General features: G+C 58.2%; 26 protein-coding genes and 3 pseudogenes. 10 read left to right on the top strand and 19 right to left on the bottom strand.

The features are described from left to right. Positions 1-9: 9 nt before the first annotated feature. From DNK06_RS12135 to DNK06_RS12115, 3 genes and pseudogenes are all read left to right on the top strand, one after another. Positions 10-902 (top strand): annotated as a pseudogene (locus DNK06_RS12135) (recombination directionality factor). Between the two features lie 42 nt (positions 903-944). After that, complete coding sequence (locus DNK06_RS12130) at positions 945-1,151, top strand: hypothetical protein (RefSeq protein WP_131180266.1); 207 nt, start codon at positions 945-947, stop codon at positions 1,149-1,151. Between the two features lie 922 nt (positions 1,152-2,073). After that, positions 2,074-3,792: a hypothetical protein gene (locus DNK06_RS12115; protein ID WP_131180264.1), complete on the top strand. Its 1,719-nt coding sequence runs from the start codon at positions 2,074-2,076 to the stop codon at positions 3,790-3,792. Here DNK06_RS12115 and DNK06_RS12110 read toward each other — a convergent pair. The 4 genes from DNK06_RS12110 to DNK06_RS12095 form a co-directional block, all read right to left on the bottom strand. Next, positions 3,782-5,281 carry a hypothetical protein gene (locus DNK06_RS12110; RefSeq protein ID WP_131180263.1) on the bottom strand — a complete coding sequence of 500 codons (1,500 nt, stop codon included), beginning with the start codon at positions 5,279-5,281 and terminating at the stop codon, positions 3,782-3,784. The genes DNK06_RS12115 and DNK06_RS12110 overlap by 11 nt on opposite strands. Further along, the gene (locus DNK06_RS12105) at positions 5,278-6,387 is read right to left on the bottom strand and encodes a DNA methyltransferase (RefSeq protein WP_131180262.1); all 1,110 of its coding nucleotides are present in this window, start codon (positions 6,385-6,387) and stop codon (positions 5,278-5,280) included. Before DNK06_RS12105 ends, DNK06_RS12110 begins: the two co-directional genes overlap by 4 nt. A 202-nt stretch (positions 6,388-6,589) precedes the next feature. Beyond that, positions 6,590-7,558 (bottom strand): YagK/YfjJ domain-containing protein, encoded by a 969-nt coding sequence (locus tag DNK06_RS12100; RefSeq protein WP_131180261.1) that lies wholly within the window; start codon positions 7,556-7,558, stop codon positions 6,590-6,592. Positions 7,559-7,885: 327 nt separating this feature from the next. Continuing rightward, positions 7,886-8,116 (bottom strand): helix-turn-helix transcriptional regulator, encoded by a 231-nt coding sequence (locus tag DNK06_RS12095; protein WP_057406246.1) that lies wholly within the window; start codon positions 8,114-8,116, stop codon positions 7,886-7,888. Positions 8,117-8,829: 713 nt separating this feature from the next. Here DNK06_RS12095 and DNK06_RS12090 point away from each other — a divergent pair. Beyond that, on the top strand, positions 8,830-9,522 hold the full coding sequence (locus DNK06_RS12090) for a hypothetical protein (RefSeq protein WP_207389983.1): 693 nt from the start codon (positions 8,830-8,832) through the stop codon (positions 9,520-9,522). 239 nt (positions 9,523-9,761) lie between these two features. On the opposite strand, the gene DNK06_RS12085 is transcribed toward DNK06_RS12090, so the two are convergent. The 5 genes and pseudogenes from DNK06_RS12085 to DNK06_RS25525 form a co-directional block, all read right to left on the bottom strand. Next, positions 9,762-10,085 (bottom strand): XRE family transcriptional regulator, encoded by a 324-nt coding sequence (locus DNK06_RS12085; RefSeq protein ID WP_131180259.1) that lies wholly within the window; start codon positions 10,083-10,085, stop codon positions 9,762-9,764. Further along, positions 10,078-10,443: a type II toxin-antitoxin system RelE/ParE family toxin gene (locus DNK06_RS12080; protein ID WP_131180258.1), complete on the bottom strand. Its 366-nt coding sequence runs from the start codon at positions 10,441-10,443 to the stop codon at positions 10,078-10,080. Before DNK06_RS12080 ends, DNK06_RS12085 begins: the two co-directional genes overlap by 8 nt. Before the next feature lie 79 nt (positions 10,444-10,522). Further along, entirely contained in the window at positions 10,523-10,708 is a 186-nt protein-coding gene (locus DNK06_RS25445; RefSeq protein WP_278248833.1) for a tyrosine-type recombinase/integrase, read from the bottom strand. Positions 10,709-10,785: 77 nt separating this feature from the next. Then, a pseudogene (locus DNK06_RS25440) lies at positions 10,786-10,932 on the bottom strand (phage integrase); the annotation flags it as partial. A gap of 42 nt (positions 10,933-10,974) precedes the next feature. Beyond that, positions 10,975-11,088: a phage integrase gene (locus DNK06_RS25525; protein WP_423228054.1), complete on the bottom strand. Its 114-nt coding sequence runs from the start codon at positions 11,086-11,088 to the stop codon at positions 10,975-10,977. Between the two features lie 241 nt (positions 11,089-11,329). Between DNK06_RS25525 and DNK06_RS12070 the strand changes: the two genes are divergently transcribed. Both DNK06_RS12070 and DNK06_RS12065 read left to right on the top strand, forming a co-directional pair. Then, positions 11,330-12,235 (top strand): LysR family transcriptional regulator, encoded by a 906-nt coding sequence (locus DNK06_RS12070; RefSeq protein WP_131180257.1) that lies wholly within the window; start codon positions 11,330-11,332, stop codon positions 12,233-12,235. Between the two features lie 368 nt (positions 12,236-12,603). Continuing rightward, entirely contained in the window at positions 12,604-13,293 is a 690-nt protein-coding gene (locus DNK06_RS12065; protein ID WP_131180256.1) for an SDR family NAD(P)-dependent oxidoreductase, read from the top strand. Positions 13,294-13,586: 293 nt separating this feature from the next. On the opposite strand, the pseudogene DNK06_RS25305 reads toward DNK06_RS12065, so the two are convergent. From DNK06_RS25305 to DNK06_RS12045, 4 genes and pseudogenes are all read right to left on the bottom strand, one after another. Beyond that, a pseudogene (locus DNK06_RS25305) lies at positions 13,587-13,812 on the bottom strand (LysR family transcriptional regulator); the annotation flags it as partial. A gap of 86 nt (positions 13,813-13,898) precedes the next feature. Further along, positions 13,899-15,131, bottom strand: a complete 1,233-nt coding sequence (locus DNK06_RS12055; protein ID WP_131180255.1) for a cytochrome c biogenesis protein DipZ — start codon at positions 15,129-15,131, stop codon at positions 13,899-13,901. Between the two features lie 126 nt (positions 15,132-15,257). Beyond that, on the bottom strand, positions 15,258-15,578 hold the full coding sequence (locus DNK06_RS12050; protein ID WP_131180254.1) for a hypothetical protein: 321 nt from the start codon (positions 15,576-15,578) through the stop codon (positions 15,258-15,260). Positions 15,579-15,631: 53 nt separating this feature from the next. Next, positions 15,632-15,895: a DUF2790 domain-containing protein gene (locus tag DNK06_RS12045; RefSeq protein WP_131180253.1), complete on the bottom strand. Its 264-nt coding sequence runs from the start codon at positions 15,893-15,895 to the stop codon at positions 15,632-15,634. A 295-nt stretch (positions 15,896-16,190) separates the two neighbouring features. Between DNK06_RS12045 and DNK06_RS12040 the strand changes: the two genes are divergently transcribed. The 4 genes from DNK06_RS12040 to DNK06_RS12025 all read left to right on the top strand — a co-directional run bounded on the left by DNK06_RS12040 (position 16,191) and on the right by DNK06_RS12025 (position 19,646). Continuing rightward, positions 16,191-16,931: a response regulator gene (locus tag DNK06_RS12040; protein WP_131180252.1), complete on the top strand. Its 741-nt coding sequence runs from the start codon at positions 16,191-16,193 to the stop codon at positions 16,929-16,931. Then, positions 16,928-18,238, top strand: coding sequence for an ATP-binding protein (locus tag DNK06_RS12035; protein ID WP_131180251.1), 1,311 nt, complete (start codon positions 16,928-16,930; stop codon positions 18,236-18,238). Before DNK06_RS12040 ends, DNK06_RS12035 begins: the two co-directional genes overlap by 4 nt. A gap of 195 nt (positions 18,239-18,433) precedes the next feature. After that, complete coding sequence (locus DNK06_RS12030) at positions 18,434-19,072, top strand: ferric reductase-like transmembrane domain-containing protein (protein WP_131180250.1); 639 nt, start codon at positions 18,434-18,436, stop codon at positions 19,070-19,072. Between the two features lie 70 nt (positions 19,073-19,142). After that, positions 19,143-19,646 carry an HvfX family Cu-binding RiPP maturation protein gene (locus DNK06_RS12025; RefSeq protein ID WP_131180249.1) on the top strand — a complete coding sequence of 168 codons (504 nt, stop codon included), beginning with the start codon at positions 19,143-19,145 and terminating at the stop codon, positions 19,644-19,646. Positions 19,647-20,379: 733 nt separating this feature from the next. Here the strand turns inward: DNK06_RS12025 and DNK06_RS12020 are convergent. The 6 genes from DNK06_RS12020 to DNK06_RS11995 form a co-directional block, all read right to left on the bottom strand. Beyond that, positions 20,380-21,174: an HvfC family RiPP maturation protein gene (locus DNK06_RS12020; RefSeq protein ID WP_131180248.1), complete on the bottom strand. Its 795-nt coding sequence runs from the start codon at positions 21,172-21,174 to the stop codon at positions 20,380-20,382. Further along, on the bottom strand, positions 21,167-22,024 hold the full coding sequence (locus tag DNK06_RS12015) for an HvfB family MNIO-type RiPP peptide maturase (protein WP_131180338.1): 858 nt from the start codon (positions 22,022-22,024) through the stop codon (positions 21,167-21,169). Before DNK06_RS12015 ends, DNK06_RS12020 begins: the two co-directional genes overlap by 8 nt. An 89-nt stretch (positions 22,025-22,113) precedes the next feature. Further along, positions 22,114-22,509 carry an HvfA family oxazolone/thioamide-modified RiPP metallophore gene (locus DNK06_RS12010; RefSeq protein WP_131180247.1) on the bottom strand — a complete coding sequence of 132 codons (396 nt, stop codon included), beginning with the start codon at positions 22,507-22,509 and terminating at the stop codon, positions 22,114-22,116. Between the two features lie 523 nt (positions 22,510-23,032). Then, a complete protein-coding gene (locus DNK06_RS12005; protein WP_131180246.1) occupies positions 23,033-23,803 on the bottom strand; it encodes a molybdopterin-dependent oxidoreductase in 771 nt (256 codons plus the stop codon). Next, positions 23,796-24,419: a cytochrome b/b6 domain-containing protein gene (locus DNK06_RS12000; RefSeq protein WP_131180245.1), complete on the bottom strand. Its 624-nt coding sequence runs from the start codon at positions 24,417-24,419 to the stop codon at positions 23,796-23,798. The genes DNK06_RS12005 and DNK06_RS12000 overlap by 8 nt, the downstream gene beginning before the upstream one ends. A 79-nt stretch (positions 24,420-24,498) precedes the next feature. Next, positions 24,499-25,104, bottom strand: coding sequence for a hypothetical protein (locus tag DNK06_RS11995; protein WP_131180337.1), 606 nt, complete (start codon positions 25,102-25,104; stop codon positions 24,499-24,501). Between the last annotated feature and the right edge of the window lie 133 nt (positions 25,105-25,237).

Here is a 25,237-nt window from a genome sequence, read left to right as displayed (position 1 = left end):
AGAACCACCATGCTCAAAGGTCTGGCTATCACCCCGCCGGTACTCGGGCGGATTTCTATCGGTAAGGTCATCGAAAAGAACGGCAAACGCCTGCCGGAAAAGGATGATCAATTCACCATCACTTCACAGGTGCAAGGCAAAGACGGATGGCTGCTACATCCGCTCAACGACGAGCTGCGCCAGGGTAAGGACGACAAGCTCCGCAGCATCCCGGTACGCCTGCTATTCAACGAACCGGAGTTGAACTTTCGCGCTGACTACACGTTATTCGACCGCCAATCTGGGCGACCGCTGTGCGTGGGTAATGGCGAAACCTGCAAGCGAATTACCCAGGAAGGTATGCAGTCACTGCCTTGCCCCTCACCGGATGCCTGTCCGCTGGCCAAGGGCGGTGCCTGCAAGCCCTATGGCCGACTGAATGTGGTCGTTGGCGATGACGATCCACTGGGCAGCTTGTGTTCCGCACCACGGGTTTCAACAGCATCCGCACCCTTGCTGCACGATTGCACTACTTTCAGGCCATTTCGGGCAACCGCCTGGCATGCCTGCCGCTGGAACTGCGCCTGCGTGGCAAGTCGACACGCCAGAGCCATGGCACTCCGATCTTCTACGCCGACCTGACGGTACGCGGCGGCATGGACATGACTGAAGCACTGGTGACAGCCAGTGAACTCGATTCGCGGCGTCAGGCTGCCGGCTTCAATCAGGCCGCGTTGGATGAAGCAGCACGCCGCGGCTTTGGCAACGGCGCGTTCGAAGACAGCGAGGAGGATGTCAGCGCCATCGTTGAGGAGTTCTTCGCCAACCCGGACCGGGTGCCCGAAAACCAGGGCGACACAGCTGCGCATGCGGCCAGCTCGCTGGCAGGCAAGCTGGAAGTGCTTGCCGCCCAAACCCACTAACCCTTTGCCTGTCCACTCCGGGCACGCCTTCGGAGACTCAACATGACTCTACTGAGATTTTTGCTGTGCCTATTCACCTTTATCGGCGCGTTGGCTGCAGCAGGCGCGCTGGTTATCAGCGTTCTGCTGATGCTGCACTTTCCACCACTGCTGGTCGCGGTGGTTCTGGCCTGCTGGCTCCTCAGCAAGCTGCTGAAAGCCTTTCGCAAGCCGGTCCAAACCAAAGCAAACACCTATTCAGCGCAGTGATACGGCCATGCCGATCAGCAAGGGGTCAACGACTATCCAATTGGGAGAATCAAAATGAGTCAAAACTGTTTGATCTGCGAGTCCAGGGCCGTCATCACGTGCGAAGCAGCCAAGGGTCTTGCATTGCTTCTGGGGCTGGTCGACGGAGCAATCCAGGGCGCACGGCGCGCTCCGATGGAGGATAGCTACGATGCGCTTACCAATGGGTTAAAGGAGATTCTTCCCTCTTACCCATCGGCACTGCGTGCAGCTGAGGATGTCGGACGCTTTCACTTCGCAGGCTTTGAGTGTCTATGCCTACGTTGTGGGGCGCGCTTCAACGAGGGCGCAGAGTGAAATCTCGCGCTCAGTTGCGGGCAAGCCTTTCGACCAGGCGCTCCACAATCTCCAGCACCAGTAGCCGACCCTCTGCGCTCAGCGAACTCAGCAGGCTCTGTAGCCTACGCGCCTGATCTGCAGGCAGAGAACTCCCCTCTGTCAGCAGGTCGGCCGTCCCACACTCAAGCTCAACCAGACGCTCAACACTTCCGTAGGCTCAGGCCACCAAACCAATAAAGGGGGACTTCGATCCCCCTTTATTTTTTGTTCCCCTTCGAACGGCCCCCTGAATCGCTCCGGCTTTCCTAGATACTTTTGAGCGGCTACTTTGGGTCGATTGCAACCGTTGAAGACGGCTCGTCTGCGAACCTGCGCCAGAGAATCGTCTGGATATGTACCCAGGCTCATGTTGACCCGGTTCCTGGTCAGCGGCTGACTGTATTTGAATGCCCCGCCACCCGCCGCGCTCTTGCCGAACGTATGCCGGAATGGCGGTCAACGCCAAACTCGCCTAGTGGACGGTCACTGTCGAATAGCGATTCGTTCAGCGTGTCAGTAGAATCCAATCTCAAATAAAATGGTTCATGAGAGGAGGGGGTAAGTCTTGGCGTTCATTTCCGTCGGTCAGTTGGCTCGGTCACTCAATAAACTGCAGCCGTTTCACGCCTTCTATGGCGTCACCTTCCTGTCGATGAAGAAGACTGGCGTAGGCGTTGGGACTGCGACGGGGTGGGGAGGGACCCAAGAGGAGGCCTTGCTACGCCAATACTTCGCTCCCGCCGGCGCACCACCGGACAAGCCATATTGCGTGCCCTTTGGTCGCAAAGACCCCGACTCTTGGTACTGGAAGAACTCTAAGTATTCCGGGGGCACACTGCAGCGTGCTCGTACAACGGACAACTACCGCGAAGCTCTTGAGCGACCAACCAATAGGGATTGGGAGTTCACGGCGGACTATCTGGACAAACTCGAAGGTCTGCTACCGGACGGCTCCGGGGGCCTGAAGCTGCGGATTCCGGTATTCGACTTGGCCGCCTGGCTGTATCGCCACGAGGACCTGCCTAGCTCGCTCGATGATGTCGAAACCAAGTTCCGGACTGAGTTCAACATCAACGACGACGAGTACGCCAGGCTCTTCGACGTGTCTCGCCCGCCAGTCGCACAGTACTTCTCGCCCGTAGCCATCACTGAGGAGGAACTGGCGCAACTGATTCATGGCGTGCCGCCCGGACCGTCAATGCTGGGACGCACGGAGGCTGACCTCCTACAGCACATCGAGCATCACGTAACCCGGGTGGAAGGGCTGACGCTACCAGCCGGGTTCGTACACGGCTTCTACGGCGCGCTGATCGCCCAGCGATTCGTCGTGTTAGCCGGTCGCCCCGGGACGGGTAAGACCGCCTTCGTGCGAGCCTTCACAGAAGGCTTGAACACGTTCTTTGCAAACGCGGTCTCGCTCATTGACGTCAGTGTGGGTAGCGATTTCTCCGAGGCAGACGCTCTGGGGTACGAGAAGATTTCAGGCGGCCTGGCAGCCACGGAACTTAGCCGCAAGCTGTTCCTGTCCGAGCGCCCGCGTGACATCTACGTGGTGCTGCTGGACGAGATGAACCTCGGTCAGGTTGACCACTACCTAGCGCGCTTGCTTCCCGCAATCGAGAGCGATGCGAAGGTCGAGCTGCCAGGTCATGGTTCGCCGAGCCAGTTTCCGCCAGACGCGTTCGTGGTCGGCACAGTGAACTCTTTCCTCGAAGAGTCAACCCGCGCGCCCCTCAGCAGCCCTGTCAAAAGGCGCGCGAACATCATCGAGATGCCGAACGCGCTTGGGGACCTAGTTGCGAGCAACGACCGACCGAAGTTCGACCAAGCTTGCGTCGACATGCTGAAGCAAACCAAAGCACGCGTCGACAAGAGGACCCGAGACGGCCTCGGGAGTGTTTTCGACAGCTTCCGCTCGCAACGGCTGACCACCGCCCTGACTGCAGACTCGGATGTGCGCTCCGCAGGGTTCGGTGACTTGCTGTGGAACATTTGCAAAGCATGCGCCGGCAGCGACTCGACGTCGCTTACATTCGGCGTCATCCAGGACGTTCTCGACTACGTGGCGATGTCCGGCCGACCATGGCGGGCTGCGCTGAGCGAGCAAATTGCCCAGAAAGTCGTTCCGCAGTTGAGCGGGTCCAGTACCGTCTGCGAAGAACTGCTTGCTTTCACCGCGAACGCCGACGCTGGGACCGGAGACTTCGCCGTAGCCACAGCCGCGCTGGAGGCACTCCTGCGCACCAAAGACCTGGGAACCGGCCATGTCCTGTTCAAGTACTGACCAGCTTTAAGGCATTGCGCACATAAAGGTGAACGGCTTCTGCCCCACCGGCCTCTGCAAAGTGAGCGGCCCGAATCGGCAGTTCCAACAGCGAGTTACCCTCAGCGGCAATCAGGTTGGCGGCCGGCGCCGGGCCTGGAAAGATGATGCCGCCCGACTTCGCCGCGAAGCTGTTCAGGTAGCCCTGCATCTCGAATAGATCGGGCTGAGTGGCACGAGTCACTCGCGCGTCGACTTTGAACTTCGCGTCGAGCACTACCACTGAGCCGGCAGCGCCAACCAATAGGACATCTGGCCGCTCGTCTGCGGGCCTGCCTGCGGCATCGCGCCAAGAGCTTAGAACGTCGGTCGGCGGCTTGGTGTCGAAAAAGAGCCTCCACTCGTCAGAGCTCATGGACCACCCATGTGGTGATCGTTTGCGCAGGTCTTTGTCGGGGGATGAGTATGCGAGACCGAGGGCGTTGCCGACCACGTGGGCCACGAACGTCTGATACACCTCCCACACGTCTTTGACGTTCGCACGAATCGACCTGGTAAAGTCCGTACTGTCCGCGATGTCTGCCCCATACTCGGCATGGAGGTCACGCATGCGACCATACCGCTTATCGCTTCGCTGAGTGGTACTCGGTAGTACTGTGGTGGGCTTAGCGCCTGGCCGCACAAGGAGGTTCCTAAACACAGGCAAAGAACGAAGCAACTTCAAGAGCTCGGCGAACCCCTGAACCTCGGCCCTCACCGCCGGCGCAACTAATGTCGCCAGGTCTACGCACTGCGTCGCTAGCACCTGCAGAAACGCCGCAATCTGCACATGCTCTTCGATCTGCTTTTCCCGCTCCCTTGCATGCACGGCAACGCGAGACGGCCAGTAGCTGGCGCCACCGACTTGGATGGGACCGCCATCCGCACGCTCAAGAAGATGGTGCTTCTCTCGCAGCAGCCGACTCGTCTGAGCCACCGACAGGCCTTTGCTACGCTGCGACACCTCGGTGGTCCTCACACTGGACACGGCCGGACGGTCGTTGATAGAGCGAACCAGACGCTCAATCTCCGGCAGCCGGTCCCGCAGCCAGGCGTAGTGAATCTGAGGGAGACGGACTTTTCGCGTCGTCCCGTTGGCAGCCATGTAGGCAAACTGTCGGCGGTATCCGAAGTAAGAGCTCGCGCACACCTCGGCCATCGAACGGACCTCGTCCCACGTCGCTTTGGCGGTGCTGGTCCGGAAATCGTAGATGTGCGTCGCGCCGGCCACCTGTATGCTCAGGCGATGGAAGCCGACTTGGTTTGTCAGGTCCGTGCTCCAAACCGCCAGCTTGGCGCTTTGATGCCATGAAATGGGAAGGGGCACGTCGTCGAGCTGGACAATTGGACGGCTCGAAGCCATCACGGACCCGAAGACCGTGCCTTCGCGCAACTCGACATCACCGACGCCTGGAGACAGCTCCATCGAAATCCCAGCCTGTTCAAGGCGGACTGAGACCGGCTGCGTCATGCAGAGTCCTTCGCCGTCGCGAGTTCTCCGAACTCCTTCTTGATTCGCTTAGCGGCGAATTCTGCGTACTCCGGCTTGAGCTCGATGCCTACCCCATGACGCCCGCTGGCTAAGGCACTGACAATAGTAGTCCCCGACCCTACAAATGGATCGAGCACAGTTCCACCCTCGGGACAGCCACAGGCAAGGCAACGGTCAACGAGCTCACGAGGATACGGAGCGAAGTGGGAGCCGGGGTTTTCTGGTCTGGCGATGATTTTCCAGATGTCCTCTTCGCCCTGCAGTGCATTGCGGTTGAAGTAATACTTCGGCCCTTTTGAGAAGACAAAGATATTCTCGTGCGTGCGCCACGGCCGGTCGCGTGCAGTCGGCTCAGGCAGGGTTGCTGGGCGCTGCCAAATGATAGAACTGCGGAGCGTCCACCCGTCATCCTGCATGGCAAGCGCGACTCGCCAAGGGATACCAATGAGCGACTTACGCGGCAGACCTAAACCTGGGCCGTCGACTGCCCGCAGATGCTTGCGCATCATGTTGCGGCCCTTATGTTTCTCATCGGTGCCGTGGGGCTTGCCCTTGGCCGAGTAATACGTGTCGCCAAGGTTCAGGAACAGCGTGCCGTCAGGAGTGAGCGACTTCTTGATTTTCGAGAACACCTCGACCAGCGCATCGACGTATCCCTCGATAGTCGGTTCGTGCCCAATCTGCCCGCCTACTTCGTAGTCGCGCTGCCAGTAGTATGGGGGACTGGTCACCACGCAGTTGACGCTCTCGGCAGGCAGTTTGGCCGCCGCGGCGTTCACGTCAGCATGAAGGATGCTCCAGCGCAGTTCTTCTCGCGTCGATCCGCTTAGGATCCTAACCTCGGCTTGCGCGTCGACAACAGCAATCGAAGACTTCGCAGAATTCTCAAGCTCTCGTGATAGCACCGGCTCAGCAACTTCAGCACCGCACATCCGCTTGACGGCACTTTCCGGCACACGGACCTGGCCTTGCGTACCGATGCGAAACGACTGGAGCTCTCCGTTACGGATGAGACGGCGCACTGTGCTCAGGGAGACTTTTAGGTAGGCCGCGACCTCTTTAAGGGTAAGGTTTGCTTCAATCACTTCTTAAATTCCGACGGCTAATTGTGTTCAAAACTATTCATAAGTAGCCATTATGGTTTTTTTTACCGTAGGCGCAAGCCATTTCACCTTCGCGCCTTAAAACTTGCTCTTCAGAGACACCGAAGCGTCAGCCGATGCCCACGATCCCAGGAGCACCGGGTACGCGCGCGCCTGGGGACCTCAGCGGACATCTAAGCAGCCATCACCGACGAGCATGACTCAGAGCCCCCTTACGCAGGCAGCGCTTCCCTGCAGGCTTCAGGCGTAGGCACTGACCATCCTTGACCAGATACTTCATCGCCTTGTGCACATTAGGCCGTATCGACTGATCATCCCTCTGGATAAGGCCGATTCCGCGCCTATCGCCATACCCCTCCTTGTCGTGGTTGCAGCTATGGGCATAGCCCTGACCACGCGTGATCTCCTCCCACAGCTCGCTGATCTCAATCGCCTTCCAGACATCCCGGCACACCACGTTGCCATTGAAGAAGTAGGCAGCATGGATGTGATAGCCCTGCCCGTCATTGCGATCCCCCTGCTCCACTGAGTAGGTGTAGCCGATGAGGTGCTCGAAAATCGAATGGCGGCTGTGTTTAGCAATTAGAGCGTCTAGATCATCGAAGACATGCTCGATTCGTAGCCTGGCCTGGGCTTCAGGACGGTAATAGAGATTGACCCGGATGATCGTGGTGCGGGAGTACCAGCTCGTCACAGCTTCCGTGTACTCAGTGATCTCCCTCTCCTGCTGCTTGGCCAAATCACGACGATCCTTAGCCCTACGCCGATACCACTGCTGCCGGGTCAGCTGACAGATCCTTGCGACGAGGACGTTCATGCTGTGGTGATGACTGAGCCAACCCGCGCCCCGCTCATCCAGGCAGACAGGCCCATCGGAATGAAGCTCAAGACCGATATCCTGACAGGCCTCCCTGAACGCTTGCAGTTGCTCGCTGTAGCTGTACTCCACTCTGTCATCGAACAGGTCGACCATCTGCTTGATATGGGTGAAGTAGCGGGAGAGCCTGGTCGCTTCGATACGCTCGCAACCTGAACGGCTCTGTGTGATGCGGAATGCAGGTGTGTCGCTGTGTTCGATAGCTAGGACGAGTGACTCGATCTGAAGGGCAATGTCAGATTGGGAAAGGTAGGCGTTGAGCTTGCGGTTATTCATGGTGCGTACCTGATTGGTTGATGGTGCATACTAGGTACGTGGTCTGTTTCTTTTTACTGGTCTCTTTCCCTCTGGTGGTAGTCAGTGGTGATGGGTAGTGATGGTTACTATTGGATAGGTAGAGTAGATAGTTAATCGCTATATCAATAGATGCAGCCCTGACCGATGCAGACCTTCCCGGTCAGGCCAGGCAATGGGGAGCAACACTGCCAAGCCTGTCGAGAGATTTACCGCACCGAGCTTCGGGAGAGTTAGCTGAGATCAGAGAACCCTCAGCAGCGGCATAAGCGCCATGACCAGCCGTAGCCGGTCATGGCGCTGCTGGTTCTAGCTGGCCATGCTCAGGTGACCGATATGGCGCGCAGTAGCTCCCTCGGCCTGGTCACGCTCCTCGATCCTGGCCAGGATCCAGTCGTGCACCTCGCTATCGACCCAACCGACGCAGCGGTCGCCCAGCGAGACCGGTTTCGGGAAGGTTCCTTCTCCGATGTATTTGTAGATGGTCGATCGGGCAAGACCGGTCGAGTCGATGACTTCTTTCAGACGGATGATCCTCATGAACGGGGCTCCTCGTATTCGCTCAGAGGATTGGCAGAGCCGGTAAAAAAACACTGAAGGACTGATCCGCAGCCCCAGAGCACCTACAAGCTTTAAACGTACAGCTCTCTGACACCCGAACCCCGACAAGAGCCCCAGCCCTGCCTCGTGACTATCCCGCCAGCATTCAGAAACCGCCTCGGCTCACACATGCCCTGCAGGCATCCGGTGTGAGTTCTACATAGCCGTTTTCCGTCAGGCCAATCTAGCGCCCCATCCTCCTGATCATCTTGTCGACTACCTGAACGTGGCTTGCGAACCGCGCTTTCAGGATGGTGTCCCGCTGCGCACCATTACACCGCACTACATTAGATTCGAATAGAAAGAATGAGAAAAACTGTATAAACCCAGCTGAAACCTAGTAAATACTGGGCTAAAAAGAAATTTCTATTCATAGAATCACCATAGAGATCATATAGATGTCTAATATAATTCACCTATAACGCACGTAGAATAGCTGTAGAATCAAGAGAGATTTTGCACCAAGTCCGCCCTTAGACCTGGATTGAAATGACGTAAAAACTGACAATCGTGCACGCAGCAAGGATGCGGACAGGCTGAGCGAGCTGCTCCAAGATCCTCATCGAAACCATCGCCACGACATCTGGCTGTGGCTGTACCTCGACTACTACAAAGAGGCCAGGCTTGATCTCAAAACCTGCAACGGCCTCACCATGCGTGACGAGATAGCCAGATCCCTGAAGGATCAGAAGCTACTCCAGTCCCGTATCCCTCAAGAGAAAGACCGGCTCCTGCTTCCAAACGAAAAACTGGAATGGATCACAGAGGATGAACGGCAGTATCGGTGGCTGCTCCGCGAGATCGAGCAGATGACTGGCCTGCGCCTGCCTCGCGGGCTAGTCCACCTCACTGGCAGGGATCGCCTCATCGCCATGATCGACCTTTGGAATGTCGATCTTGCTGAGAAGGCATCCGAGGTCGAACTCCTTCACCGGGACTGGCTCAGGCACAAAGCAAAGGACAGTGAGTTCGAGTGGTTTGCCGATAAAAAAGACGGCGAGAAGCGATGTGCCTGCGCCTGGGAGTGGCTCCAGAAGAATTACCTGACGCCATTTTCAAGACAGCCTCCTATCAGCAACCACCAAGAGCTGCTGATGTTCTTCGACCAGGAAGATATAGGCCGCAACGAACGAACGGCCATGATTCGAGAGATCAAGAGGCGATGGAGTCGCAAGCAATTCGACGAGCGCGCCGCCGATAAGAAGCAGGTCAACGTCATGCTCTCGAAAACGGTGATCGCCCAGCTCGATGCGCTAGCTGAAGCGCATGGCATGAAACGCGCTCAAATCATTGAGAACCTGGTGAGGATGGAAGCTGAAGCCGGCGTATATCTCACCGACGATTGAATGACGCTCCGCCGGCAGAGACAGCAAGATCAACCTCCAGGAAGCGCTACAGCATCCTGAGTTCAAATCCGGTAAGCCGGTATTCCAAACGGTATTCCAAGCAAAAATTAAACCGGTTTTTTCTTATATATTTCAAAAGGATAAAGCAACAATTCAGATTACCCCGGCCCAAATAAACCCCTGATTTTCCTAGAGAAATTCAGGGGTTTTTCTTTGGGTGTCGAAAAAGTGTCGAAAGCTTAGGTCGGTAGTTTTTCGAGATCGCCAAAATTATTGATTCTCACAGCCCCCTCCGGGAAACGCGCAACCACCTCAAGCTGGCCACCCATAGCCTCAATGTGACTACGCAGGGTGGATATGTACATATCAGTTCGCTTTTCCATCTTGGCGATTGCCGGCTGTTGGACATGAAGAATCTCAGACAGCATTTTCTGTGAAAGGCCACGCGCCTGACGCAGCTCATTGAGCGGCATTTCTGCCAACATTTTTTGGGCCTTAGCCTCAACACGGGCCTGTGCATCTGGTGTCATCTTGACGCGCAAATCGGAAAATTTATTAGCCATCAATCAAGCCCTCCTTACGAAGCTGCTTCAAGTGTTCATCGTATAAACGATCAGCTGCGGGAATCTGGATCTCATACCAGCGATTGTCACCAGTTTTGTCCCCACCGATCAGCAGGATTGCGGAACGCCTCGGGTCAAACGCATAAAGCGTGCGTATAGGCCGTCCGTCATGCTGAGTCCTCAGTTCGCGCATATGCCCGTGACGAGAACCATTGATTCCACTGCTATGTGGAAAACCGAGAGACGGCCCGCGCTCTTCTAGAAGGCGAACCGAAACAGCAACAGACTCCTGCTCATCCGCTGAAAGGCCTTCCCACCAACCGCCAAACTCATCGGTGTATTCAACATTCCAAGTCATGACGTAAATATAACCCCAAAGGAATATTCCATCAACGGAATGATACGTGCAAAATATTATGCTGAAAGCGGGCCAAATTTCACCGAATCCTCAGATGATCCGGCGCCAAGTGGGCATACCGCATGGTCATAACCAAACTCGAATGGCCCAGGATACGCTGCAGCGTGACGATGTTGCCGCCGTTCTGGATGAAGTGGCTAGCGAAGGTATGACGCAGTACATGGGCAGCCTGCCCTTTCGGTAGCTTGATCGTCGTCCGGGCCAAGTGGCTGGATTTGGCTGACCATGCTGTCGCCAGTGCCGAACCATCTTGGCCTCAAGGTCAGCGGAAATCGGTACTGATCGCACCTTGCCGCTTTTGGTGCTGCTGAACGTAATTACCCTGTTCCGCACCGAAGATGGCTTGAGCTTTTCCGCCTCTGACCATCGAGCACCAGTGGCCAAGCAGATCAGCACGATGATCTTCACGTGAGGGTTATCGCAGCCCAAACGAATGGCCTGCAGTAGCTCGGCTATCTGCTCACTGGTCAGCTAGGACAATTCACGCTCCTGAACGCACAACGGCTTCACCTGCTCTAACGGACTCGGGTAGTCGATGACTCCGAGCCCACGTAACTCGTTGTACACCGCACGCAGGTAACCCAGCTCATTGTTCAGGGCTTGTTGGGTGACCAGTCCTTGTTGTCGACCAGTTTGGTGCGGCATGAGGCTTCGAAGCGCTGGGCTTCGCCCTTGGTCTTGATCAAACAGCTTATGGTGTTGGGTGCAGGCTAGTAGCGCGGGAATATCCGCAGAGACATTGTCTAGAGAGGTAATTGCTCCATTCCTGAATGACCGCGGTTAGCGGAAAATATGCCCTCTCCCGCACTTGCCAAGGTATACGTAGATGCCCTTTGATGAGCGAATTCTTAACGGTATGGGGGTGCTGGCAGCCGTCGTCAACAATGGCAGCTTCGCATCGGCAGCACAGGCGCTAGACATGACCCCTTCAGGTGTAAGCAGAGCGGTTCAGCGGTTCGAAAACCGACTGGGGATTCGAGTCTTCGACCGCACAACCCGCGCCGTGTCGTTGACTGATGAGGGCCAACAGCTTTTCGATCATATCCTCCCATTGCTGGAAGGTCTGGAGGAAGCGACGACCCAGGCACTACTGGGGCATGGTGATGTAAGTGGAAAGCTTCGAGTAAATGTTCACCCGTTTTTTTCACAACTTATTCTCGGATCTAGCCTTGATCGCTTCCTCCGTGCTCATCCGAATCTGACGCTTGATCTAGTCGCGCGGGAACAACTTGGCGACATGGTTGCGGATGGTTTCGACCTGGCCATTCGTTTTGGTGAGCCCAAACCCTCTCGACTGGTCGCAAAGAAAATACTGGAGACCCGCATCCTGACCGTGGCTTCGCCAGCATACATCGAGCGCTACGGAATCCCCAGCTCCCCCCTGGAACTGCAAAACGGGTCGCACAATTGCATTCAATTTCGCGACCCGGAAACGTCGCGCCCCTTTACGTGGGCATTCCGAAAGGGGAAAGAGCAGTTCGAGCTTGCCTTGGGCGGCCAACTACTGGTCAACGACGTCGGTACGTTGCACGGGGCTTGTCTGGCCGGCTATGGCATCGCTCAAGTGATGGCCCTTGGGGCAGGCCATTGGCTGTCCAGTGGCGAGTTGGTGAGCATACTCCAGGACTGGTCAGATGAACGCTTTCCGCTGTATGCCCTGTACCCCTCACGCAAGCATCTACCCGCCAAGACACGAGCTTTTATGGCTTTTGTGGAGTCGATTGTGGATTAAGCCGCTCCGCCGCACGATCTCTCAAGCCGTCAGACGCTCCTCGAAGCAGCAACATCGCAGCACCAACGAACGAAGCGATACGTCCGATAACTCCTAACACTGCCTGACCACATCTGATCTCCAAACTTAACGTCCCGCGTGTTTTCCGCACTTCGGCGCCCCACCACGCCATAACGACGATACGGCTGAAAAGTTAACGTTATCAGGGCGTCGTGATTTTTTGACGCCTATGAAAATCAAATTCGTGATACTTCGTCATCATTCAATTGACAGTTGATGCGTCGCACAAGTCCACCTCGGTTGATAGCCTGCGATCAATCGTTAACGCCACCCCATAACCCAAGGTGGTCTTATTCAGGAGATTGAGCATGAGCAACAAATCAACCGCATTGATCGTTGGTGCCTCCCGTGGCCTTGGCCTGGCGCTCGCCAAAGAATACTGCACTCGCGGTTGGCAGGTCATTGCGACCTCCCGCGGCGGCTCGGAAGGGCTGGACAAGCTGCAGCGTCACTTTGGCGTTTCTCTGGAGATCGAACAGGTCGATGTCGTAAACATGGACTCGGTGAAAGGGCTCCGCCAGCGCCTGGATACTCGTGAATTGGATGTCCTTTTCGTCAACGCAGGCATCTGCAAGGCCAACGAACTGACATCCCTTCAGGTCGAGGAAAAAGACTACCTGGACATGCTTCTGACCAATGCACTTAGCCCCATGCGCCTCATCGAGCTGTTCTATGATCGCCTGAATGCCAAAGGTGTCGCGGCAGTAATGTCCTCGGAATTGGGCAGCATCACCGACGCTAACGGTTTCTGGGAACTGTATAGCTCCAGCAAGGCCGCTCTGAACATGTTGATGAAACATTTCCACGCTCGCCACGCCGAAGATACTCGCGCCCTGCTTGCAATCGCTCCGGGCTGGGTTCGTACCGACATGGGCACTCAAGATGCTCTGTTGGAAGTCTCCGAAAGTATTCCTCTGGTCGTGGATGTCGTGACCAGTAACGCTGGTATTCCAGGTCTGCGTTTTACAGACCGCCATGGTAACGAACTGCCTTGGTAATCCGTTCACCGTCCCCCAATCCATCATCTAAAGACGTCCACGGACGTCTTTTTTGTGCCTAAAGCCCAGTAAATATGCGGTCTCCAGCTCTAATGGCGCCCCGGGACGTCTAGCTACATCCACGCTTTTGTGTACTCCAAGCGCTGAGCTGGCAATTTTTGGCATACACAAACAGCACCGGAGTATTCCATGGGTGCCCCAACAACGCGCCTTTCAGAGCTCAAGGTCAAAGCCGCAAAAGAAGGACATGGCATATGTCCAGGCGCACGGCATCCTGGGGCGCCACCCAGACAAGGCCCGGCATAACGCATGAACGCCCCCTCGCCGCTGTCAGGCTGACACCACTCTTGCTGCACTCGCAAAACGTAGCGGCCAGCATCTCCTCCAACTCCTTGAGCGTCTTGAAGATATCGGCTGACTTACCGCCAACGCATCCGCCGCCTTGGCGAAACTGCTCTGCCTGGCGACTTCCAGGAAACAGACCAGGTGGCGGAACTTGATGCGGGTACCGATACTCATCGGCGAGCCTTGAGGTGCGAACGAACGCATGCGCACTCAATGACACCACAGGCCGCTCGGCTCCGGCGAACATCGTGCACCACCGCTCAGCCACCCACTGTGGTCGACTCGCGATCTGCCCTGGCCTCCTCCAGCAGTTGCTGAATCACCTGTTCCTGGGTGTCGTAGCGGCCCTCACCAAAATGGCTGAAACGCACTCGCCCCTTGGCATCGATAAAATAATGGGCGGGCCAGTACTGGTTATTGAACGCACGCCAGATCGCGTAGTTGTTGTCGACCGCCACCGGGTAGCCGATGTCCAGGCGCTTCACTTCCCGGCGTACATTGGTGATGAGCTTTTCATAAGCGAACTCGGGGGTGTGCACACCGATGACCACCAGCCCATCCTTCTCGTACCGCTTCGCCCACTGGTTTACATAGGGCAGGCTGCGCTGGCAGTTGATGCAGTCAAAGGTCCAGAAATCCACCAGCACGACCTTGCCCCGCAGCGCCTCATCGCTCAGTGGCGCCGAGTTCAGCCACTCGACCGCCCCCGCCAGGGACGGCATGCGGCCTTTATCGCCAAGCGCCGGCAACGAGGCCGCACTGGCTGTGCTCACCACATAATCGATGGCCTTGGGTACGGTGTTCAGAATGCTCTGCTCGACCGCGTTGCTCCCCTCGGAAGATGCGCGCTCGTACAGTTGCCGATCCGCGCCCGTGGCAATCAGCGCGGCCGCGACCAGTACCGCACAGCCGGTGCCACGCCGTAGCCAGGTGGTGACCCCGAGCATGGGTTTCAAGCGTTCGACCAGCCCTCGGCCGGTAAAAAGCAGGACGCCCAGGGAGCAGGCACTCCCCAGCCCATAGGCCAGCAGCAACAGACTGGTCTCCGCGCTCGCCCCCTGCAGCATCGCACTCGACAGGATGGTGCCCAGTATCGGCCCGGCACAAGGTGCCCACAGCAAGCCGGTGGCAACACCCACCAGCACAGAGGCAAGCGGACTGGATGCTCCGAGAATGGACGGATCGATACGATTGGCCAAGGCAACGGCAGGGCGCGCCAGCCAGGTGCCGAAGCGGGTGGAGATCAGCGACAGGGCAAACAGCACCAGGATGATCAGGGCCAGTTGGCGACCGGCAATATTGGCTTGCACGATCCACTCGCTACTGGCCACGGCCAGGCTCGACACCGCGGCAAAGGTCAGCGCCATGCCGCCCAGAGTCAGGCCTATGGAGGCACGCGAACGATTCGTACCGGCGAACAGGAATGGCACCACAGGAAGAATACAAGGGCTGAGGATCGTGAGTACCCCGCCCAGAAAGGCGATGAGAAGCATGGCATTACCTATAAATTCAGGGGAGCAGGCCTGCGCCAATAACGCAGGCCTGTTCAGCTGGGGCATGGTTGGCAAGAGACGGATGGGACGGCATGCGGCAAGCAGTCACCTTGCTCACGGCAGGACTCAAGCCTGATGAGCCGAGGTTTTCCCCTCCACCCCCTGGCCCAACGGGGTACGGCTAAAACCATCCTCGGCGAACAGCTGTTTAGCCTGTGGCGTGCGACTGAAACCATCCTCTGCCAGTCGCTCCAGTTGCTTGCCCAACGGAGTCCGGCTGAAGCCGTTTTCCGCCAGGCCCGGCAAGGCCCCCTTGCCGGCCAGCGGCGTTAGCTGGAAACAGATGCGGCTGTCACCGCGGTGATTCTCACTGGCGGCGTTGGCATGCACGGCTACACCCGCCAGGGAAAAGACGATTGCGGTCAGAAAGCTCTTTACGCTTTTCATGGTATTCATCCTGAGTCGACAATTAAGGCTTGAGATGGGAGGACAGCCAGGGATCAACTCCCCTGGCTGCAGCTCTCTGCCAACTTGATGTACTCGAGAATCCGGGTCTGGCCCTGGGAGTCCAGGTAGGTCATGCGTGCATTCACCACGTCGCAGCCCTGTCCGGTGCCCTCGCTCAGCGAGAGCACCTTCTGGATGTCCAGGTGGGTGCCATAGGTGTAAGTCTCAACCTTGATATCGGCGTGTGCCAGGCTTGGCAGCAGACCGATGTTCAGTGCGCCAAACAGGCAGGCAGTCGTGATGGCTTTCCAGTTCATGATCATTTCCTCGCATTCAATGGGTAAATCGCTGTGTGGTTGTCGAGGCGAGTTGCCGCGCTTCGATGGAGCTCATTGAATGCCCGTGAGGTATCTCGAATGTGTCGAGCAAGGCCGCTGTTGAATTCGTTACGTGTCAGAGGGGCGCGGGGATACAGAGGGATACATTCCCCCCTGATTTGCATACGTTTGTATCCATGCCGCGCCAGATACACTGCAATACAAAGGCCTGCGGGCAGGCACATCACGCCTCGCTACACTGCGCAACCAGTGCACATTGATAGAGGTTGAAGGGATGGAACATGTCGATCATGTTTTGATCGTTGACGACGATCGCGAGATCAGAGAGCTGGTCGGCAACTACCTGAAGAAGAACGGGTTGCGTACCACCGTGGTCGCGGACGGTCGCCAGATGCGCGCCTTCCTTGAAAGCAACCAGGTCGACCTGATCGTGCTCGACATCATGATGCCGGGCGACGATGGCCTGCTGCTGTGTCGCGAACTGCGCGCCGGCAAGCACAAGGCCACCCCGGTACTGATGCTCACCGCGCGTAACGACGAAACCGACCGCATCATCGGCCTGGAGATGGGCGCCGACGATTACCTGGCCAAACCCTTCGCGGCTCGTGAACTGCTCGCGCGTATCAATGCCGTGCTCCGGCGCACGCGGATGTTGCCACCCAACCTGGTGGTCACCGAGAGCGGCCGCCTGCTGAGTTTCGGTCGCTGGCGCCTCGACACCACCGCCCGCCATTTGCTGGACGAGGACGATACCCTGGTGGCCCTGAGCGGTGCCGAGTACCGCTTGCTGCGCGTGTTCCTCGATCACCCCCAGCGGGTGCTCAGCCGAGACCAGTTGCTCAATCTGACCCAGGGCCGCGATGCCGACCTGTTCGACCGCTCCATCGACCTGCTGGTCAGCCGCCTGCGCCAGCGCCTGCTGGACGACGCGCGCGACCCGGCTTACATCAAGACGGTGCGCAGTGAAGGCTATGTGTTCACCTTCCCCGTCGAGATCCTCGGGGAACAGTCATGACCTTCGCGCTGCACTGGCCGCGCACGCTGGCCTCGCGGCTGTCGCTGATCTTCCTGGTCGGCCTGATCCTGGCCCAGGCCCTGTCGTTCGGCGCCCAGTATTACGAGCGCTACCAGAGCACCAAGTCGACGATGCTGGGCAACCTGGAAACCGATGTCTCGACCTCCATCGCCATCCTCGACCGTTTGCCAGCCGCCGAACGCCCGGACTGGCTCAAGCGCCTGCAACGCCGCAACTACGGTTACCTGCTGAGCGAGCGCGAGCCCGGTGTGCCGATAGATCCGAACGACATACCGATTGCGGTGCACTCGATCGAAGCCGCCATCGGCCATGACTACACCCTGACCTTCACCGAAATCCCCGGCCCACGGAAACACTTCCAGGCGCAGTTGCAATTGAGCGATGGCAACCCGCTCACCATCGACGTCTGGCCCTCGATCATGCCGCTGTCCCCCTGGCTGCCGTTCATGCTGCTCGGCCAGTTGGCGCTGATGATCGGCTGCACCTGGCTCGCCGTGCGCATTGCGATCCGCCCACTGAGCCGCCTGGCCGACGCGGTCGAGAACCTCGACCCCAACGCGCATCCCGTACACCTGGACGAAAACGGCCCCCGCGAAGTCGCCCACGCGGCTCGGGCCTTCAACACCATGCAAGCCCGTATCGCCGCCTATCTCAAGGAGCGCATGCAACTGCTCGCGGCAATCTCCCATGACCTGCAGACCCCCATCACCCGCATGAAGCTGCGTGCCGAATTCGCCGATGACTCGGCCGAGAAGGACAAGCTGGTTCATGACCTCAATGAAATAGAACACCTGGTTCGCGAAGGCATCGCCTATGCGCGCAGCATCCATGGCGCCACCGAGATCAGTTGCCGTATCAACCTCGACTCGTTCCTCGACAGCCTGGTCTTCGACTACCAGGACACCGGGCAGGACGTGACACTCTCAGGCAAGAATGGCGCGGTCATCGATACCCGCCCCCATGCCCTGCGGCGGATTCTGGTCAACCTGGTGGACAACGCCGTGAAGTTCTCCGGCGCCGCCGAAGTGGTGATCGAAGGCAAGGCCGACACGGGCCTGTCGATCAAGGTGCTGGATCGCGGCCCCGGCATATCCGAAGACGTGCTGGAAGAAGTCCTCAAACCCTTTTACCGCGTGGAAAGCTCCCGCAACCGCAGCACCGGCGGCACAGGGCTGGGCCTGGCCATCGCCCAGCAATTGGCCCTGGCCATTGGCGGCTCGCTGACCCTGAGCAACCGCGACGGTGGCGGCCTCTGCGTAGCCCTCGACCTGGCAGCCGAGAAATAGGTCAGCGCCTGCGCAGAGTGTTTTTTACCCATGCTGTTTGTATGGAACTGTATCCGCCGCTGCAGCACACACACAACGTTGCACAACGCCCGGTTTCAGACATAGCCGGCATACACGCCCTTGCAAGACTCCCAACGGTCGGCTGGCCATCCGGACTACCCGGATGGCGAAGGCCCTTCCCACAGGAGTATTGCCATGAGCATCCAAACCCATACCTTCCGAGGCTGGCAGTTGTTCAGCCTGATCGCGCTGCTGACCCTGATGATGAGTGCACTGGCGGTGGCGTTGCAGCCCGATCTGATCGAAGGATTGCGCAGCGCCATTCGCGCCACGGCACGCTCATCCTTTGTGTTGTTTCTCGCCGCCTTTGTCGCCTCGGCCTTTGCCGTGCTGGTTCCCTCGCCACTCACTAAAGCCCTGGTGCGCGAGCGGCGTTTTATCGGCCTGGCCTTCGCCTTTTCCCACTTCGTCCATGCCCTATTGATCTACGCCTATGGGCAACTGAACACAGAGTTCTGGCCCGCCCGCACGGTGATCGACAACACCCCCGGCACGGTCGCCTATGTGTTCATCCTGCTGATGGCTCTCACTTCCTTCAAAGGCCCTGCCCGCCTGCTCGGGGCAAAAGCCTGGAAGAGCCTGCACACGACCGGCATATGGATCATCGTCGCCGTGTTCGCCTACGCCAACTTCAAACGCATCCCCATGAGTGCCTGGTACGTGCTGCCCTTCGGCATCACCTGTGCCGCCGTGGCCATCCGCCTGGTCGGCAAGCTGGCCCAAGCCAACAAGCGCAGTCAGAACAGGACACAACCGGCCACGACAGCCTCCTGACCTGCCGCCCCATCATCGCGCCGTGTTGCGCCGCTACGCACCGGCTAAGAACCTCACAGGAATCACGCCCATGTACACAACTCTCTCAACGGCCCTGACAGGCCTGTACCAGCAGCTTGACCGAATCGGCAGCTGGATCGCCCCCCTCAGCCTGCGCGTACTCCTGGCGTGGGAATTCTTCGAAGCCGGGCTGGAAAAATGGAATGGTACAAACTGGTTCGCCAGCATCCAGGGCGCCTTTCCGTTCCCGTTCAACCACCTGCCCAGCACCCTGAACTGGGAACTGTCCATGTGGGCAGAACTGCTCTGCGCCCTGGCCCTGCTGGTCGGCCTGGGCACACGGTTTTCCGCACTGATCCTGATCGTCGTGACCCTGGTGGCAACCGCCGCGGTGCATTGGCCGGCCGACTGGTCGAGCTTGAGCGAACTGGCCCAGGGCTACGCGATCACCAACAAAGGCCACGGTAACTTCAAGCTGCCGGTGATCTACCTGGCGATGCTCCTGCCGCTGCTGTTCAGCGGTGCCGGCAAGCTGAGCCTGGATGCCCTGGTGCAACGTATCTGGCGCCGCTAAACGCGCGAAACGACATCCCCTTCCCCGGCAAAATCACCGGGCTGTGCGCACAGCCCGGTTGTACGTTTCATGCCTACAGGCAGCGACATCCCCCTACCAGTACGTCAGCAGTGATTGGATAAATTCCTCTCGGGTTACTTTCCCTGCATCCACGACATTCTTGCGATGAAAGGCGGCCCAGACATCAACTTCTTCGCACTCGACTGCCGAGGTTGTCCATCGATATCGACATGGTCGACCTTCCGGGTAATCCCAATAGATAAGCATTGCGCAAGATCAATCGGCAGATTGCGGCCATTGTCCCTCGGGGTTGCCCAGCAGATATCCAGACACTCTCGTTTTCATCAAAGATCCAGGGCGATACCAAGCCCATTACTGAGAACAAAAACAGTCCCGTAGGGCGTCCTCGCGAGCAGTACGCCGCTATTTCCTGAGCGACACGATGGGCGGGCTGTTCGCTGGCACCGCCGAGATTGCCCTACATGGCTGCGCGGGTGCCTGCCTGTCGGATAGAAGCCCTCTCGCCACCTCCTGGCGTCTTCGCCGACGTTGTGTTTTCGAGGCGAAACGGCAAGGCAGCAGCATCGTCGCGTCCGACATGCCGAGGTTGTTGGCGATAGGAAAATAGAGGTGGTGTTATGAGGGATTCACGGAATGCGAAAAACAAAAATACCGGCCCCATCGCAACACACTCAATCAAGTGCGCTGCCGATAAGGCCGGTATTCGAGCGTGTCAAACCACGCGATACAACGGGTGCTCGGCACGTACGCCAACGCCAATCACACCCTCGCTGTGCATCTGCTGCAACAGGGTCAGGCCGTTGGCCATGAAGTCGTCCACGTCAGCCACCTCAGCCTCTACCGCCAGGCCTTGCAGTTGGCTGCGTCCTTCCAGTTCGGGGAATTGCTCAATGCGCTCCAGCAACCGCCAGGCCAGCGGGCTGAGCTCGGCAAAGCGCACGCGCCAGTCCGGCATGCGCCGAACCAGCAACAAAGTCGGCGCCACCGGCGACTCCGCGGGCTGATAGTCAGGCCCCAGGCGCTGCACCGGCCAACGATAGGCCAACGGCCAGGCCAGTGGCGAAACCCGTAATGGCTGGCTCAGCAGCAACTTCGCGTCACCGGTTGGCAAGGGTTCTGCCTCGGACTGCTGCAGCGCCATCTCCACCCACTCATAGTGGGCAAGCTCCGCCATGAACGGCGGCCAGTCGCCCTGGACAAGCGCTGGATGCTCCGAAGCGAGAAAGCTGACGAACTCCTGAGCGATTTCGCCGAACTTGGGTGTGGAAGCGCGATAGTCGCGCAAGAACACCCGCACCAACGCCCGCCACTTGCTGACACCCAACACCTTTATCAACACCGGGAAGGTTCCGCTCAGCAACGACAGCAGGTTATCGAAAATCAGGTCGCGATAGATCTGCACCCGCGCCGCATCCATACCGGCGGGCGGTGGGCAGTTGTCGGGGTCGCGCAGGTAACGGGTCAGCGCCTGTTGCTGCTGATGCAGCGTTGCATTCGGCCTAAGCATAAGCGGCCTCGCCTTCATGCTGCAGTTGGCGAATGGTCTGCAACTCGCCGACCAACACCTCGAAAGCAGGAAAATTGAAATCACGCTCGAGCAGGGTCGGCCTGACCCCGAAGCGTGCATAGGCACTCGCCAGCAATGACCACACCACGGGTTTTACCGGGGCGCCATGGGTGTCGATCTTCAGGTCATCGGCCTCGTCGTAGTGCCCGGCGACATGCATGGCAACCACGCGATCGGGCGCCAGGCCAGCCAGAAAGGCATGCGGGTCGAACCGATGGTTCACCGAGTTCACGTACACGTTGTTAACGTCCAGCAGCAGGTCGCAATCGGCCTCCTGCAACACCGCATTGGTGAAGGTCAGCTCGTCCATATCCTGCCGGGGAGCCGCATAGTAGGACACGTTCTCTACCGCCAGCCGCCGGCCCAACACGTCCTGGGCCTGACGAATACGCGCTGCGACGTGGTGCACCGCCTCCTCGGTAAACGGCAGTGGCAACAGGTCATAGAGGTGGCCATCATCGCTGCAGTAACTCAGATGCTCGCTGTACAGCGGTACCTGGTAGCGATCCAGAAAGCCCCGAACCTCCCGCAAGAACGCCACGTCGAGCGGCGCGGAGCCCCCCAACGACAGCGACAAACCGTGGCAGGTCAAGGGATAGCGCTCGGCAAGCTCGCGCAATGCCACGCCATGGGCACCGCCGATACCTACCCAGTTTTCCGGGGCGACTTCGAGAAAATCAAAATCCCCAGCCGGGGCCGCCCGCAACTCATTGAGCAGGGCCCGCCGTAAACCCAGCCCGACACTGCCCTGCGCCAAGCGCTGGTTCGGCGCCGCGAACGACGTGTCCATTGGCAATACACTGTTGTGCTGCATAAGCCTGGCCTCATCTGAACGGATGAAAGAAACATGGGGCACCGCGGGTGCCCCATTGGCAGGAATCAAGGCTCGATAGCGGCGCCGCACTTGCCCTCGCCACATTTGCCTTCACCGCACTTGCCCTCGGCATTGTTTTTCGCCTGCTCGGCCAGATACTGCGTGGCCTCATCCAGGGAAATGAAACCGTCACCGTTGGCGTCGATCTTGTCGAACTCGGCTATACGATCAGGAGCCGCTGCACGGAATTCATCACGCGAGACCTTGCCGTCATGGTTGGTATCGGTCTTGGCGAACTTGTCTTCGCCACACTTGCCTTCGGTCGAGCTTTTCACCTGATCGGCAGCTGCCAGGGTGTAGCCCTGAGACAGATCGTTCATGCTGAACGCAGAAGACGAAAGGCCCAGGCCGCCAGCCAGAACCAGACCAAGAGCCAGGGATGCATTCGAGAGTTTGAACATGGTGATACTCCTTGCGATTGATTAGAGAGTTACCAGCTTCAGCACCAAACCCGGTGTTGCTTTCTGGTGGTCGCAGTTAATCGCAGGCGTGTATCCCATCTGTGTGCAGAAAGGCCGCAAAAGCCAAGCAGTGTATCCAGGGAGCGCCTATATACACTCCGGTACAAAGTCATGGCATAGCCGTCAGTGCGGCATGCGTTGATCTTTAGTGGATCGCGCGGCGATGGTGCAAGCATTGCCACGCGGCCAGATCAGCAGATCTGTGAGTTTTGGGTGAGTTCCACCAAGACCTTAACGAGATACCCCGACGGACTCACGGTCTTCGGTGATAACCGAAGGCCTCTCCAACAAAGGCCAGCAAATCGCTGACACCATCGTCGTCCAACGTAGCCGAAGTACCTGGCTGGGTGGCACATTCGGTCAGCTGCATATTTGAGCAAGGAAGCCTTTGTGCTTCCTTGCTGTTCTAGAGAGCGGTCACCATGCTGCGTTACAGCTACAGCGGCGCTTTTGACTTGCCCCCTCATATCCCGCTGAACCAGTTATACCCCTGATCTTCCCAATACCCGCCCGGATTATCATTGCTGACGAATATCTCGACGATATGTTTGGGGTTTTTGAAGCCTAATTTGGTTGGCACTCGAACCCGCAGTGGATAGCCATACTCCGGCGGTAAAGCGACTTCGCCGTAATCCAGTGCAAGCAGTGTTTGCGGATGCAACGCGGTCGGCATATCCAGGCTGGAGTAATAGCGGTCAGCACACTTGAAGCCGACAAATTTGGCGGTGGTGTCTGCACCGATGTGTTCCAGAAAGGTCTTTAGTGGCACCCCACCCCATTGCCCGATGGCGCTCCAGCCTTCAACGCAGATCAAGCGCGTGATGTCGGTGCGCTGCGGCAGTTTGCGCAAGCCTTCGAGTGTCCAGGGCGCCTTGTCCCGTACCAGGCCGGAAACGGCGAGCGTGTAACCCGACAGGTCGACTTCCGGGATATCGTCCTGGCCGTAGAACGCGTTGAATGGAAATGGTGTGGTCATTTGCGCCCTGGTGAAGGTTGGCGCCAGTTTCTGTCCACTGAACAGCCAGGCCTGAACCCGGTCGTTCCAGCGCGACATGGCCCATAGCACCTTGTCCACCTGATCGCCGTCCTGCAAGTTACAACCGCTCAGCATCGCCATGGCGCCGACGGTCAAGCCGCCGCGCAGGAAATTGCGGCGCTGGATGCTTTCCAGCTGAAGCTGCTGCGCGGGCTCAAGTCCGATGCGCTGAATCGCTCGTTTTTTGGGTTCAATCATGATCGAGTTTTCCGCTTTCAATCGGCCGTACGCCGCCCGTGATCATGGGCAACAGCGTTTTCGGCACCAGCAGCACCAGCGCCAGATGCACGACGACAAAGGCGCCAATGGCCGCCATCGCCACGAAGTGCACGTAACGTGCAATGTCATAGCCGCCCAATAGGGCTACCAGTTCTTGCAGTTGAATGGGCTTCCAGATCGCTACCCCCGAGACCACGACCAGCACCCCTGCCGCCAGCACCAATCCATACATCAGGCGCTGCACCGCGTTGTAAACGCCCTTCTCATGCACCAGTCGAAAACGCAGCGCATCGGCCAGGTCACGTTTCACCGCCCGGGCCGTCACCGGCAAGAAATCGCGTTTGAAATGACCGCTGATCAACCCATACGACACATAGATGAGGCCGTTGATGAGCAATAACCACATGAACGCAAAGTGCCAGGCCAGTGAGCCACCCAACCAGCCCCCGACCGTCAATTCAGCCGGGAACCTGAAGGCGAACAGCGGGGAGGCGTTGTAAATTCCCCAGCCGCTCATGAACATACAGACCATGCAAATGGCGTTGAGCCAATGTGTGAGGCGCACAGGCCAGGGATGGATACGTGTTCTTTTCATGTTTCTCCCTCCCGTACAGGGAAAGGCGAACCCTGCTGAAGCGAGGCCCCTCGAGCCTCGCTGCAACAGGTGTGGCCTATTACATAGGCGGCTGAAAGCCATCTTTACCGACCGCGATACCGCGTGCGTTTTTGCCATCTTCCGCTGGGAATACGACGACTTTGGCGCCTTTGACCAACTCATCGGCTTTGCCCGGTTCTACGTAAGCGATTGGCACATCATCCGGTACGACCAGTTGCTTCTCGCCGCCTTTGTAAGTGACGGTCAGCGTGCGGCCATTGGCATTGGACAACTTGCCCACGGTGCCGTTGGTCATGGTGCCGGTGCTGCCATCGGCGTTCTGCCAACCGTAGTGACCTTCGCCGCTGCCCTTGAGGCTGGACTCGAATACGGTGACTTCCAGGGCCTTCAGCGAGCCATCAGCCTGCGGGATGGCTGCCGAGCCGACGAAGCTGTCGGGTTTGATCGAATCGATCTCAGCCTTCGACACCTGGGCGATACCGGTCTTGTCAGTCAGACCGATAGTCTCGTGTGCGCCAGTGCGGGTGGTGAAGGTCAGCGTGTTGTCACTGACACTTTCAACGGTGCCGCGCAGAGGTTTGACCACTGGCATATCGGCCGCGGTGGCCATGACAGCGGCACTGAACATCAGCAAGCCGAACGTGGTGGAAAGAGCAGCCTTCATTTTCATCGTGACGATTCCTCGCGGGTTTATGTGCTGCCATCCTCTGCTCCCGACTGGAACCCCACGATGACCGCCAGATTACATTTTCGTCATCCGCAACCACGCCCCATGAATGACAAAAATGTAACCAACA

It is taken from the genome of Phytopseudomonas daroniae, assembly GCF_004327285.1.
Taxonomy (GTDB): Bacteria; Pseudomonadota; Gammaproteobacteria; order Pseudomonadales; family Pseudomonadaceae; genus Aquipseudomonas; species Aquipseudomonas daroniae.
This window is presented reverse-complemented; position numbering and strand designations above follow the sequence as displayed.